This is a genomic window from Pseudomonas sp. FH4 (assembly GCF_000510915.2).
In the GTDB taxonomy this organism is placed as follows: domain Bacteria; phylum Pseudomonadota; class Gammaproteobacteria; order Pseudomonadales; family Pseudomonadaceae; genus Aquipseudomonas; species Aquipseudomonas brenneri.
This window is the reverse complement of record NZ_AOHN01000024.1, coordinates 288038-300979: the sequence shown is the minus strand read 5'-3', so window position 1 is coordinate 300979 and position 12942 is coordinate 288038. Positions and strand designations below refer to the sequence as shown.

The window sequence follows — 12942 nt, the reverse complement described above, 5'->3', positions numbered from 1 at the left end:
TTGGGAGCACTCAGTATGCCGTGATCCGCCTGGCGGTTGCGATCACTTGGCGCGATTGAGTTGCCGCAGATTGCCAATCACCGACGCCAGTGCGCGGTCGAACAACAGCGCATCATCCAGGGTGCGCACCCCGCCACGCTTGAACTCCAGGGCCAGTTCGGTGCAGGTTTTTTCCAGCACTTTGAGGCCTGTGCGATTGACAAAGATATAGCTGTTGGCCGGCTCGATAATCGCCGTCAGCTTGCAGCGCAGGGCATTGTCTTCATCTTCGCGGAACTCGACCCAACTGCCGATACGCAATTGGAGGACCTTGAGCAAATCGGGATCATCCTCTGCCAGGCTGACCGTCTCCACTGCCCCCAAGTCTTCGCGCACTTCAACCAGCGTCACGCTGGCAAGCGTTGCCCCCTGGAACGCCTGGGTATGCAGGGCTTGCAACTGGATAAAAAACTCCCGGGTAACAAAAGAGTCAAACGCCGCCTCGCTCAACCCCTCGCGCAGAGCCTTGAGCAACGCGGGTAATTGCTCCAGCAAGCGACGGCCGGCCTCGGTGTCCTCACTCAGGCCGACACTCCAGATCAGCTCATCCATGGTCCGCAACCGCGCCTGCCATTGCGACGAGTGTTGCCCATGTTTTAGGCATTCAAGCAACAAGACCTGGCTCCAGGCCTGCTGCAGGAACTGCACCACGAAATGTGGCAAGACCTTACCCAGCAAGCGCTGATTGAGCGCATCCGCAACCCGCTGTCGGGCCTGTTCGGTGCGCGCGCGCCCTTCCTCGGCATCGCGGGTACGCTGTTCGAGCAGCTCACTGCGACGGCGCTCGTCCTGGGTAAACGCGGTGAACTCGTGCAGGAGTACCGAGAAAATTGCCGGGTCATCGACAAAATCGTTCAACAACCGCTGCACCACCTGCTCGATGCGCAGGTACAGGCTGTCACGCTGATAATCATCACGCTTGCCCCAGCCCATGGCGGCGGTCCCGATTTCATTGAGCAGACGTCGTGCGGGGTGGTTGGCGCGGCTGAAAAAGCTCTTGTCCAGCACGGCCACTTTCAACATGGGAATCTGCAGGCGCGCAATCAAGGCCTTGAGGGAGTCAGGCAGGGTGCGGTCGTCGAGGATGAACTCGAACAACATGGCGATCAGGTTGATCACATCCTCATCGGCATCTTCGACTACCCGCGACTTTCCACTCTTGACGCTGACCCGGGTGAGCAGTTCTTCCAATTGGCGGCGCAGGTCAAAATCGTCCTCGACCGCAGGCTCCGGTACATATTGTTGCAAATGGGACAGCAGGCGCAGCAGGTCGCGGGTAGAGATAGGCTGGGCCTGGGCACTGGCCTCCAGGGTCGGGGCGACGCTGCCACGCACTGTCAGTAGCAGTTCTTGCAGGGCGGCGAAGACTTGTTGCTCGGCTTCGTCGGCTTGTGGGTCGACAGCCGGGGCGGCCTCGACGGGCGGGCGGGCCCTGCTGGCACGCTCGCCAGGACGCCGTGAAGGCACGGCCTTGAGTTCAGGCAGCACGCCCGTGGCGGCCAGCAACTGATTGGCCTCGCCGTACAGCAGGTCGGCATCGCTGAGTACGTACTTTTCAAACAGCTTCAAAATGATCAGCTTGACCCGGATCTCCACCCCCAGGCTGCGCCCGGCCCGCAGGAAGTACTCGCAGAGCATCGCCGGGCCAAGGGGGTTTTCCCGATCATCCAGGCGCTTGCCCAACAACACACCCAGGCGGGCGCTCAGTTGCCCCAGCGCCAGGCCGTCACGGTGCATGACCTTGTCGAGCATGGCCTCCAGGGCCACGGCTTTTTCCAGGTCGTCGGCGCACACGTCAGGCGTCTCGTCGTAGGAAACCGTCGGTAACAGCAACTCGCCTTGCCCGGCCTGCCCCAGGTTGGCGAACGCCGCGAAGAGCTGCTCCATGAACACACGCTCGAAATTCTTGCGCTTGAGGCGCAGGTCGCGCATCGCCTCAAAGAAAATATTGTGGTCGGCGCTGTTGCGGGCCTTGTCGGCCATTTCGAACAGGGTGTCGTCGGCGTTATCGAACAACTCCTGCAAACCCCGGTCGAGTTGCTGCGTGGCCTTGTCACGAACCTGGAGCACGATCACGGGCAGGCGGGCAAGCGGCGACGGCATCGCGTGTGCAGCGATCTTGTTGATCGGCACCACCTTTGCGTCATTGTGCATGCTGGCCTCCTGGAACGACGGGGTTCGGTTGAGTGAACGATCACTGCAACCGCCGATGGAATACCAGCAGTTACCGCGATTATCTGTAGATCACCGAGACGTCAAAGCTATGACGCCAATTGCAAGGCGCGAGATTATCTTGCAAATAGCCCCTGTAGCGCCAGCAAACTCTGTAGGCGCTTTGTAATCAGGCAGGTTATGGCGGCATACCTTGGGTTCGGCGCTGCCATGCCCCTATAATCGAGGCACTTTGTATGTGGAGCCCGCTATGCCGAATCTACGCCTCGCCGACCTCACCGCCGAAATCGAAGCCAACGTGCGCCGCGCACTGCTGGAAGATGTCGGCAGCGGCGATATCACCGCGCAATTGATCCCCGCCGAACGGCTGGCCAAGGCCACGATCATCACCCGTGATGCTGCCGTCATCAGTGGCACTGCCTGGGTCGATGCCGTGTTCCGCCAGCTGGACCCGCGGGTTGCCGTGCATTGGCAGGTGCGCGACGGTGAACGCGTGAGCCCCAACCAGGCGCTGTTCCACCTCGAAGGCCCCGCCCGCTCGCTGTTGACCGGTGAGCGCAGTGCGCTGAACTTCCTGCAGTTGTTGTCCGGCGTGGCCACGCGTGCGCAATACCTGGCGGACTTTGTCGCCAGCACCCAGGTCAAACTGCTGGACACCCGCAAGACCCTGCCCGGCCTGCGCCTGGCGCAAAAGTACGCCGTAACTTGCGGCGGTTGCCACAATCACCGTATTGGCCTGTATGACGCGTTCCTGATCAAGGAAAACCATATCGCCGCCTGCGGTGGCATTGCCCAGGCCATTACGGCCGCCCACAAGATTGCCCCGGGCAAGCCGGTGGAGGTCGAAGTGGAAAGCCTGCAAGAGTTGCGCGAAGCCCTGGCGGCGGGTGCCGATATCATCATGCTCGATGAGCTGAGCCTGGACGACATGCGCGAAGCCGTACGCTTGAACGGCGGCAAGGCCAAGCTCGAAGCCAGCGGCGGGATCAATGAAAGCACCTTGTTGCCCATTGCCGAAACCGGCGTGGACTACATCTCCATCGGGGCGATGACCAAGGATGTGAAGGCGGTGGATTTGTCGATGCGACTCAGTATTTGAGTGGCTACAAACTTTAAGCTGCAAGAGCGCCTGGCGCCACTTGCAGCTTAAGGCTTGAAATTTGCCGCTGCTTCTAGACCACCAGATTGTTCATCTCGCAGTACTCTTCCCACTCGACTCCCAACACCTCGGCCGCCTCCTTGTGCAGGGCCAGGCGTGCCGCCTCGAACTCTTGCGGCGTGGACGTGTACTTGAGGGTCAGTTCCCAAGGCTGGAAGCCCTGGCTCTCGGCCTCGTCTTCGAATGCCCACTGGATCTGGTCGCGCTGGTCATCAGCACTCAGGTCCTTGATCTCTTCCTTAAGCTGCGGCGACTCCTCAAGGTATTTCTTGAGGGCTTCTGCGTGCCGCACTTCCTGGGTCATTGCTGTCGTGGTCATGGTGTTCTCTTAGATCGAGGAATGGGGATGCATCTGGGTCATCAAGGTTGCGCAGATACAAAAGAACGGGCACGAATACCGGTTCATCTGGCCTTCAGAACCATTCTGGGATCATCTGAAAACTGTGGTGCCTTTTTGCCCGAGACAGGAGTCGAACCTGCGACCTTCGCGTTACGAGTGCGCTGCTCTACCAACTGAGCTACACGGGCGGTGGGCTAAAGCTAGCACTGCATTGGGCGCCCGGCAACTTACCGGACATGCGGCGCAATGACTCCCTGGACCCAGAACCGTGGCTGCAGATGGCGTTTGGTAACGTCGATGTAGTGTTGGCTGCGCTCAGTGGCGCCTGGCAGGTCGCGGTACACGACACATACCAGCAACGCCACCGAAAGCACCGCCGACACCTGCCAGGCCCGACGCAACAGCGGCATCGGCTCGGCAACGGATGTGCGCCACGGATGCAATGCCAACAGCCAGCCCACCACCAGCGCCAGCCATAGTTGTGAATAAGGCATCACAATCACCCCATCGACCATGGCCTGCACCGTCGCGCCCATCAAAGCGGCGAATAGACACAGGCGCAACAGGTCTTGCGATGATCCAGCAGGCCTTTGCCGGCGAATCACCATCAACGTGGCCCAGCCGCCGCGCAGTGCCAGCAACGACACACACAAGGCCGAGGGCACGCCCCACTCACTGGCCCACTGCAAGATTGCCTGGTGCGGATGGGCGGCAATCGGGTTCGGGATATCGGCAAAGTGCATCGGCCCGAAGCCTAGCCACGGCCGTTCACTGAGCATGTCCCAGGCTTGCCACCAGATCACTTCTCGACCTGAAAGGCTGGTGGTGAGTCGATCATTGGAAAGACTGGCGATTTCGAGCCCCAGATAACGCGCCAGGACCGAGAACAACAGCCAGTACAAAAACAGCCCGCCACACAGCGCAGCCATCTGCCAGACCAACCAGCGACGCCCTGCGGCCCCCAAAAAAGCCAGGACGGCTGCGACAACTCCGATACCCAGCCAGGTGCCACGGGTACCGCCACTGATTGCAATCAACCACCAGGCACACAACAGGGTAAACACCAGCCCACGCGCCAACCGTGAGGTGCTCGCGAGCAGCAGCGGCAACGCCAGCAAGGGTAAGGTAAAGGTCTGGAACTGGCCGTAGAAGCGCTTGTTGGAGAACCCGGAAAGCAGGAGATCGGTGTCCAGTATTGGTTCGCCACTGGTAAACGCCAGCACGCCCGCATATCCATATTGAAGGGTCTTGATCAGGCATAGCAGCAACACAAACAGGATCAGCACCTGATCCAGAGTTTGGTCGCCATTGCGCCGCAACCGGGCAAAAGCCGCGACAATCACCCCGCAGGTAATCATCAGCGCCCATTCGGTCAACGCCCAGAGGGGCTGGTGGGCCAACAACGAAGAAACCAGGCCGAGGCCGAACACCAGCACCAGGCCGATAGCGGTGGGTTTGTCGACCAGGCGACCGGCGGGAATCGACAGGCCATAGACCAGCGCACACACACCCACGCCGACCTGCATCACACGCTGCCAGTCATGACCACTGAAGGACAGGGTGATGCCCAGCAGCAAAAGGCTCAGCGTCACCACCAAGAACACGCTTCCTCGCTGTTGCACGGATAACGTCATGGGCAACCTTTACTTCCCTGTGGCGTGCCTGGGAGCCCGTCATATCCAACAGGCTCCGGTCACTGATTTTCGCTGCCCGGCCTCAGTTGCCAGCCGTGCAACCCTTTGCAGCGTACTGCTCTTGAGCAGTGGTGGTGCACTTCCAACCGTCAGTGGCACTGCGTACCAGGGTAATGATCTTGCCCTGGACGGGTGCAGGGGCATCAAGGATTTCACAGGCAATCGAGCCCGCTCCCGAGGCCACATCACCCGCAACGCTGATCACGCAGTTCGCGGTCGGGCTGGTACCGCCGATCAGCGCCAGCGTGGGCGTGGTGCCCTGATTGAAGGTGTCCTCAAAACCTGCCTTCAACGCCGAGATTTCCGCCAACCCCGCCGTGAACTTGGCCTTGGCCTGGTGCTTGGTATACATGGGCAGGCCAATCGTGGCCAAGATGCCGATGATCGCCACGACGATCAACAACTCGATCAAAGTAAAGCCGTTCTGACGCATCACACTCACTCTCCAGAATAAAACCCCATCGCAAGGCACATCCTGCGCCCTGCCCTCAACAACCGCGCCAGTGTACTCATCCGCGTCGGGCCAGGCGCTCACAAGACGCACAATCTGACATTTTTCCCCTGCCCAATCGCCTGACGGACACACAGGCCTGACTAAGCTGTAAATCGTCACCTGTCGATGAGCTGTCGCTCCCAATGAATGATGTCACCGTGAACTCCACCGCCACCTTCGCCTGGGAAGGCACACTGCGCAATGGCCGCAAGGTGTCCGGTGAAACCCGTGGCCATAGCCCGGCTGTGATCAAGGCCCAATTGCGCCGGCAAGGTATCAACCCGGTTCGGGTGCAACTCCGCTCCAGCCTTCTTTCGGGCCTGCGCAACCCCATCACGCCTGCCGATATTGCCCTGTTCACTCGCCAACTGGCGACCCTGCTGAAAGCGGGAATCCCCCTGCTGCAAGCCTTCGATATGATTGGCGAAGGCCTCGACAGCCGGGCCATGCGCACGCTGACCCAAGGATTGAAGCAAGAGGTTGCCGCCGGCAACAACTTGAGCGATGCGTTATTGAAACACCCGCAGTGTTTCAGCCCCCTGTATTGCAGCCTGATTGCGGCAGGCGAACAGGCCGGCACCCTGGAAACCCTGCTGGAACGGGTCGCCACCCACCTGGAAAAGAGCCAGCGCCTCAAGGCCCGGATCAAAAAAGCCATGACCTACCCGCTGGCGGTCCTGCTTGTGGCTATGCTGGTCAGCAGCATCCTGCTGATCCACGTCGTGCCCCAGTTCGAGAGCCTGTTCGCCGGCAGCGACACGCCTCTGCCGCGCTTTACACTGCTGGTTATCGTGCTATCAGAATTCATGCAAGGCGCGTGGTGGATGCTGTTGCTGGCCATGAGCACGACTGCCTGGGGGTTACGCCACAGCTACCGTCGACACCTTGGTTTTCGCCTCTGGCTGGACGCTGGTTTGTTGAAAATGCCGCTGGCAGGCACACTGCTGAAAAAAACTGCGGTCGCCCGTTACGCCCGTACACTCGCCACCACCTTTGCCGCCGGCGTACCGCTGGCACAGGCGTTGGATTCAGTGGCCGCAGCCGCCGGCAACGAGCGGTTCAAACGAGCCATCATGCGTATGCGCCAGGACGTGGCAATAGGAATGCAATTGAATCGAACCATGACCGCCAGCGGCCTGTTCCCTGGCATGGCGATACAGATGACAGCCATCGGCGAAGAGTCGGGCGCACTGGACAGCATGCTGGAGAAGGTCGCCGATCATTATGAGACGGACGTCGACAACCTGGTGGACAACCTGACCAGCCTGATGGAGCCGCTGATCATGGTGGTTCTCGGCAGTATTGTCGGGGCGCTGGTAATCGCCATGTACCTGCCGATCTTCCAGTTCGGCACGGCGTTTTGAACATGACCCTGGACCAACTCCTGATCCTCCACCCCTGGCTGTTCGTCTGGTGTTCACTGGTGCTGGGGCTGATCGTCGGCAGCTTCCTCAACGTACTGGTCTGGCGCCTGCCAAAAATGCTCGAACGGGACTGGCGCGCCCAGGCCCATGAAATACTTGGCCTGCCTCCGGAGCCCCGCGGCCCGACCTACAACCTGTTGCATCCCAACTCCTGCTGCCCGCATTGCTCGGCGCCGATTCGCCCGTGGGAAAATATCCCGGTATTCAGCTATCTGCTGCTCAGAGGGCGTTGTGCGCGGTGCCACGGCTCCATCAGCCCGCGCTACCCGCTGACCGAGCTGGCCTGCGGGCTGCTCTCGGCATTTATCGCCTGGCACTACGGCTTCGGCTGGCCGGCCGCAGGAGTCCTGTTTTTGAGCTGGGGCTTGCTGGCCATGAGCCTGATTGATGCCGATCACCAACTACTGCCGGATGCGCTGGTGTTGCCACTGTTGTGGCTGGGGCTGATCCTCAATTACTTCGAACTGTACGTCAGCCTGCCCGACGCATTACTGGGCGCAGTTGCTGGCTATCTGAGCCTGTGGGCAGTGTTCTGGCTGTTCAAGCTGTGTACCGGCAAGGACGGCATGGGCTATGGCGACTTCAAACTACTGGCCATGCTCGGCGCCTGGGGCGGCTGGCAGATCCTGCCGCTGACGCTGTTGCTGGCATCGCTGGTAGGCGCGATATCGGGGGTGATTCTGTTGCGCATGCGTAACGCGCAGACATCGGTGCCCCTGCCTTTTGGTCCCTATCTGGCGATTGCCGGCTGGATTGCATTGCTCTGGGGTGGTCAAATAACCGACTTCTATTTGCAGTCTGTCGGTTTCAGATGACCACTTCTGTCGCAACACCCTGGATTCTTGGCCTGACGGGCGGCATCGGCAGTGGCAAAAGCGCTGCGGCCCAGCACTTTATCGACCTTGGCGTAGACCTTATCGACGCCGACCACGCCTCGCGCTGGGTGGTGGAGCCCGGCCGGCCGGCACTAGCCAAGATTGCCGAGCACTTCGGCGACGCGATCCTGCTGCCTGATGGCCAGTTGGATCGCGCCGCCTTGCGCAAGCGCATTTTCGAGGCGCCGCAAGAACGCCTGTGGCTGGAGGCCCTGCTGCACCCGTTGATTGCCGACGAGATCCGCAGCCATCTGGCCCGTGCCCACTCGCCCTATGCAATTTTGGTATCGCCGCTGTTGATCGAGTCGGGCCAATACACCATGACCCAGCGCATCCTGGTGATCGATGTGCCGCAATCAACGCAGATTCAGCGTACCCTGCTGCGCGATGGCATCAGCGAAGAACAGGTGCAGGCAATTCTCAAGGCCCAGGCCTCACGGGAAGATCGCCTGCGCCATGCCGACGATGTACTGGTCAATGACCAGGACCTGGCCTGGCTGCAGGCCGAGGTCGAGCGACTGCACCACTTTTACCTTACTTTGCGTGGAGGCCGAACATGAGCCAACCCTTGACCGTCGAATGCCCAACCTGCGGTGCCCCCGTGGAATGGAAAGCGACCAACCTCAACCGGCCATTCTGCTCGGATCGCTGCAAATTGATCGACCTGGGCGCCTGGGCCGCAGAAGAACACAAAATTCCAGTTAGCCCGGATGCCGAAGACGAACTGTTCTCGGAAGATCTGCCACCGCGCGCCCACTAAGGCCGCATAAAAGCGTACTCCTGCTGGTCGTCGAGGTTTTCTGCAAGGTATTGCAGCTCGTCGGCCAGGTCTTCAAAACTGCGCACGCCCTTGCTCTGCTGCACCACGGCACTCAGCAGGGCACGCAGGCTCAAACCAGGGTCAAAGCCAATTTCCAGTGCCGCTTCCTGACTCCTGCGTACCTCTTGCCGCGCCCACTCGTACACACTCATGATCGTGCTCCAGAAAGTTTCGCAGAGCATGCGACCACTTGCGCGTCTCGCCTTTGATTTGGATCAAGGCTGCGAATTGTCGTCCTTCCAGGGCGCCGAGAGGTAGCGCGTACGGTTGAATGTCTCAAGCCATTCCGGGCAAAACACCACCAGAGCACTGATCACTACGCCGTTGATAAATGCTTCGGGAAAGATGATCAGCCACAGGTAACCGATAAAATCCTCGATCCACTCAGGCATGGCGAAGCGGCCGTCCAGCCACAGCAGGCCCAGGCCGGCCAACAGGCACAGCAACGCCGACAATGCAGCGGCAAAAAAGCCCAAACAGAAGATATAGACGAAGGGATTGCGCGGCTGCGCCCGCTCCACCAACAACGCGCATGTCTCGGTTACCAATACTGGCAAGAGGACCAGCAACGCGCCGTTGATCCCGAGCGCCGCCAAGTCCTGGCGTCCGAGCAGCACCAGGCCCAGTTGCGCCGCCAGCCCGCCGACAATTGCCAGCGGCCAGTCGAGCAGCAGGGTCACAGCGGTCATGCCGATAAAGTGGTAGGACACGCCGGTATCGAAGTCACGACGCACCAACCACAGCATGAACAGCGCGAACACGGTGCCAAACAACAGATGCTGGCGCCGTCGGTCGGCAAACAGCTCGACCCAGGGCGAGCGCAGGATCGCCCATAGGATCACGGGCGCATACAACAGCCAGCCCAGCCACAGGGTCAGTGGCGCCAACACAGCGGCGCTGATCACGGCTGCAACGGCTCCCCAAGCTCAACCGCCTGGGCCCACAGAGGCAAAAGACTCAGTAACACCACAACCAGAAACTTCACCGCGAACTCCTTGTAGAAAACCGTCAACCGAACCGCCAGTCTACACCGAGCCTTTTCACACGGGACTTCCTGCGCTCATCATTTGAACGCTAAGCTGCAACCATGGATGACTCAGATTATTTGCGCCTGCTCACCATAGCGGCCGAACAAGCCAACGCGTTCCTGTCCAATGCCCGCAAATGGGAGCGTGAGCGTTGGGTCTGCCAGCGCCTGCTGCAAGGCCTGAATGTGCCCTACCGCGCCGAAGAGTTTCATGCCGCCGGTCAAGAACCGCCGGATGTGCTGTTTCGCGACGCCAGTTTCGAAGTGTTTTTTGTCCTCGACGAAGGCCGGCGCCTGAATGACGAATGGCGCGACGAGCTACTGCGTCGGCGCAGTGCTTTTTCCCTGAGTCAGTTGGTGCGGCGTGAAGCCAAGCCCAGGCGTATTCCCGCCCATGAATTCCTGCTGCGCCTGGCGCCGACCCTGCGCAAGAAAGCCCATAACTACAAAGAACGCGGCATGGACCTGGGCGAGCTGGATATCATCGCCTTCGCCAGCCTCAAGCGCGAAGTGCTGGACCTCAACAGCCATTTCCCGCCGCCCACCGAATACCTGCGCCAGGGCTGGCGCTCGCTGTCATTGGTCGGCCCGACCTTTGCGCGCGTGTTGTTCGCCCACCCGGACGCACCGGATTTCTTGCGCAACAACCTGGGGCGCAGCATAGTGTTCGATGTGGGTATCAGCCTGTAACGTGGTGCCCTTTAGCAACGTCTACCTGACGAGGCCTTTATGACCAGCCGCCTGAACCCTGACGACCAGCAACATGTCGAAGAGTACCTGCAACTGTCCCAGCACCAGGTTGAGCGCAAGCCTTTCCGGCCGTGGCTGCTCCTTGGGGTGGTACTGATTGTGGTGATTGGCCTGGGCCTGCTGAGCCGCCTTTTGAGTTACCTGACGCTATGAGCTGCCTGGCGCTCGCTCGGGTAACCGCACCGATTTCTTTTAGCCTTGCGAGATATCCCCATGACCCATCGTATTATTATCGTCGGCGGCGGCGCCGGCGGCCTGGAGTTGGCTACCCGCCTGGGTAAGACTCTGGGCAAGCGCGGTACCGCCAGCATCACGCTGGTGGACACCAACCTCACCCATATCTGGAAACCCCTGCTGCACGAGGTTGCCGCCGGCTCGCTGAACTCCTCTGAAGACGAACTCAATTATGTTGCCCAGGCAAAATGGAACCACTTCGAGTTCCAGCTGGGGCGCATGAGCGGGCTCGATCGGGATCAGAAGAAAATCCAGCTGGCCGCGACCCTTGATGAAGAAGGCCGGGAACTAGTGCCCGCGCGCGTGCTGAGCTATGACACCCTGGTCATCGCCGTTGGCAGTACCACCAATGATTTCGGCACCGAAGGCGCGGCACAGCACTGCCTGTTCCTTGATACCCGCAAGCAGGCCGAACGTTTCCACCAGCAACTGCTCAATCACTATCTGCGCGCCCATGCTGGGCAAACCGATGTGGTCGAGCAAATCAGCGTGGCGATCGTTGGTGCTGGCGCTACCGGCGTCGAACTGGCGGCCGAGCTGCACAACGCCGCCCATGAACTGGCGGCCTACGGCCTGGACCGGATCAAGCCGGAAAACATGCACATCACCCTGATCGAAGCCGGGCCACGGGTATTGCCGGCCCTGCCAGAGCGGATCAGCGAGCCTGTGCATAAAACCCTGGAAAAACTCGGGGTGACGGTCATGACCAACTCCGCCGTGAGCGAAGTCACCGCCGACAGCCTGATTACCAGCAATGGCCAGGTGATTCCCGCCAGCCTCAAGGTGTGGGCCGCCGGGATTCGTGCGCCAGGCTTCCTCAAGGACATCGATGGCCTGGAGACCAACCGCATCAACCAATTGCAGGTCCTGCCAACGCTGCAGACCACACGTGACGAGAACATCTTCGCCTTTGGCGACTGCGCGGCCTGCCCGCAACCGGGCACGGATCGCAACGTTCCACCACGGGCACAAGCAGCGCATCAGCAGGCGTCGCTGCTGGCCAAATCGCTGAAATTGCGCATCGAAGGCAAGACACTGCCCAGCTACAAGTACACCGACTACGGCTCACTGATCTCGCTCTCGCGTTTTTCGGCTGTGGGTAACTTGATGGGTAACCTGACCGGCAGCGTGATGCTCGAAGGCTGGCTGGCGCGGATGTTCTATGTGTCGCTGTACCGCATGCACCAGATGGCGCTGTACGGGTTCTTCCGCACGATGATGTTGATGCTGGGCAGCAAGATCGGCCGGGGCACCGAACCGCGTCTCAAGCTTCACTAACAGCACGACTAGGTCAATGCGGGGGGCTTGCTCCCGATAGCGGTGGTTCAGACACACCATCATCGGGAGCAAGCCCCTCCCACATTGGATCGGCGGTACTTTCAGGTTTTTCACAGGCAAAAAAAATCCCCGTATCTTTCGATACGAGGATTTTTAATATGGTCGGGGTAAGGGGATTCGAACTCCTGACATCCTGCTCCCAAAGCAGGCGCGCTACCGGACTGCGCTATACCCCGGTAAAAAAAAGGCGACCTTTTCAAGTCGCCTTCTTCGATCAGGGCTTTTGGCCTCTGATCTTAAGATTCGATTCCAGTGTTAACTGGTCTCAAAAATGGTGGGTCGTGTGGGATTCGAACCTACGACCAATTGGTTAAAAGCCAACTGCTCTACCAACTGAGCTAACGACCCAAAAATGGTCGGGGTAAGGGGATTCGAACTCCTGACATCCTGCTCCCAAAGCAGGCGCGCTACCGGACTGCGCTATACCCCGGCTTGAAATTGGCTCCGTGACCAGGACTCGAACCTGGGACCCAATGATTAACAGTCATTTGCTCTACCGACTGAGCTATCACGGAACTACATATTTCAAATTACAACTTTTACTACGATGTAACCTTCTCTTTGACGCTGTCCGTAT

The 12942-nt window shown here is 59.9% G+C and carries 14 protein-coding genes and 5 tRNA genes; 8 read left to right on the top strand and 11 right to left on the bottom strand.

Going from position 1 to position 12942, the window contains the following annotated elements:
• Window positions 1-42: 42 nt before the first annotated feature.
• Window positions 43-2193, bottom strand: a complete 2151-nt coding sequence (locus H097_RS20100) for a DUF1631 domain-containing protein (protein ID WP_032861919.1) — start codon at window positions 2191-2193, stop codon at window positions 43-45.
• A 268-nt stretch (window positions 2194-2461) separates the two neighbouring features.
• On the opposite strand from H097_RS20100, the gene nadC reads away from it, so the two are divergent.
• A complete protein-coding gene (gene nadC / locus H097_RS20095) occupies window positions 2462-3310 on the top strand; it encodes a carboxylating nicotinate-nucleotide diphosphorylase (protein WP_032861918.1) in 849 nt (282 codons plus the stop codon).
• Window positions 3311-3383: 73 nt separating this feature from the next.
• Here nadC and H097_RS20090 read toward each other — a convergent pair whose 3' ends face one another.
• The 4 genes from H097_RS20090 to H097_RS20075 all read right to left on the bottom strand — a co-directional run bounded on the left by H097_RS20090 (window position 3384) and on the right by H097_RS20075 (window position 5837).
• On the bottom strand, window positions 3384-3689 hold the full coding sequence (locus H097_RS20090) for a DUF6388 family protein (protein WP_032861916.1): 306 nt from the start codon (window positions 3687-3689) through the stop codon (window positions 3384-3386).
• A 136-nt stretch (window positions 3690-3825) separates the two neighbouring features.
• Window positions 3826-3898 (bottom strand) — tRNA-Thr (locus H097_RS20085).
• A 39-nt stretch (window positions 3899-3937) separates the two neighbouring features.
• Entirely contained in the window at window positions 3938-5344 is a 1407-nt protein-coding gene (locus H097_RS20080) for an O-antigen ligase family protein (protein ID WP_032861915.1), read from the bottom strand.
• Between the two features lie 82 nt (window positions 5345-5426).
• Entirely contained in the window at window positions 5427-5837 is a 411-nt protein-coding gene (locus tag H097_RS20075; protein WP_032861913.1) for a pilin, read from the bottom strand.
• A 203-nt stretch (window positions 5838-6040) separates the two neighbouring features.
• On the opposite strand from H097_RS20075, the gene H097_RS20070 reads away from it, so the two are divergent.
• From H097_RS20070 to yacG, 4 genes are read left to right on the top strand one after another with little or no spacing between them, the layout of a single operon-like run.
• Entirely contained in the window at window positions 6041-7261 is a 1221-nt protein-coding gene (locus H097_RS20070) for a type II secretion system F family protein (protein WP_032861912.1), read from the top strand.
• Window positions 7262-7269: 8 nt separating this feature from the next.
• Window positions 7270-8136 carry an A24 family peptidase gene (locus H097_RS20065; protein ID WP_275656704.1) on the top strand — a complete coding sequence of 289 codons (867 nt, stop codon included), beginning with the start codon at window positions 7270-7272 and terminating at the stop codon, window positions 8134-8136.
• Window positions 8133-8756, top strand: a complete 624-nt coding sequence (gene coaE / locus H097_RS20060; RefSeq protein ID WP_032861910.1) for a dephospho-CoA kinase — start codon at window positions 8133-8135, stop codon at window positions 8754-8756. Before H097_RS20065 ends, coaE begins: the two co-directional genes overlap by 4 nt.
• Window positions 8753-8956: a DNA gyrase inhibitor YacG gene (gene yacG / locus H097_RS20055; RefSeq protein ID WP_032861907.1), complete on the top strand. Its 204-nt coding sequence runs from the start codon at window positions 8753-8755 to the stop codon at window positions 8954-8956. The genes coaE and yacG overlap by 4 nt, the downstream gene beginning before the upstream one ends.
• Here yacG and H097_RS20050 read toward each other — a convergent pair.
• Entirely contained in the window at window positions 8953-9168 is a 216-nt protein-coding gene (locus tag H097_RS20050) for a hypothetical protein (RefSeq protein ID WP_032861905.1), read from the bottom strand. The genes yacG and H097_RS20050 overlap by 4 nt on opposite strands.
• A 63-nt stretch (window positions 9169-9231) precedes the next feature.
• Window positions 9232-9921 carry an energy-coupling factor ABC transporter permease gene (locus tag H097_RS20045; RefSeq protein ID WP_032861903.1) on the bottom strand — a complete coding sequence of 230 codons (690 nt, stop codon included), beginning with the start codon at window positions 9919-9921 and terminating at the stop codon, window positions 9232-9234.
• Window positions 9922-10103: 182 nt separating this feature from the next.
• On the opposite strand from H097_RS20045, the gene H097_RS20040 reads away from it, so the two are divergent.
• The 3 genes from H097_RS20040 to H097_RS20030 are packed head-to-tail and all read left to right on the top strand — an operon-like array spanning window position 10104 to window position 12305.
• Window positions 10104-10733, top strand: coding sequence for a DUF1780 domain-containing protein (locus tag H097_RS20040; RefSeq protein ID WP_029292005.1), 630 nt, complete (start codon window positions 10104-10106; stop codon window positions 10731-10733).
• A 39-nt stretch (window positions 10734-10772) separates the two neighbouring features.
• Window positions 10773-10946, top strand: coding sequence for a DUF3094 family protein (locus H097_RS20035; protein WP_032861901.1), 174 nt, complete (start codon window positions 10773-10775; stop codon window positions 10944-10946).
• A gap of 60 nt (window positions 10947-11006) precedes the next feature.
• On the top strand, window positions 11007-12305 hold the full coding sequence (locus tag H097_RS20030; RefSeq protein WP_032861900.1) for an NAD(P)/FAD-dependent oxidoreductase: 1299 nt from the start codon (window positions 11007-11009) through the stop codon (window positions 12303-12305).
• A 159-nt stretch (window positions 12306-12464) separates the two neighbouring features.
• Here H097_RS20030 and H097_RS20025 read toward each other — a convergent pair.
• The 4 genes from H097_RS20025 to H097_RS20010 form a co-directional block, all read right to left on the bottom strand.
• Window positions 12465-12541, bottom strand: a tRNA-Pro gene (locus H097_RS20025).
• Window positions 12542-12637: 96 nt separating this feature from the next.
• Window positions 12638-12713: transfer RNA gene (locus tag H097_RS20020), tRNA-Lys, on the bottom strand.
• Between the two features lie 5 nt (window positions 12714-12718).
• Window positions 12719-12795 (bottom strand) — tRNA-Pro (locus H097_RS20015).
• 9 nt (window positions 12796-12804) lie between these two features.
• Window positions 12805-12880, bottom strand: a tRNA-Asn gene (locus H097_RS20010).
• Between the last annotated feature and the right edge of the window lie 62 nt (window positions 12881-12942).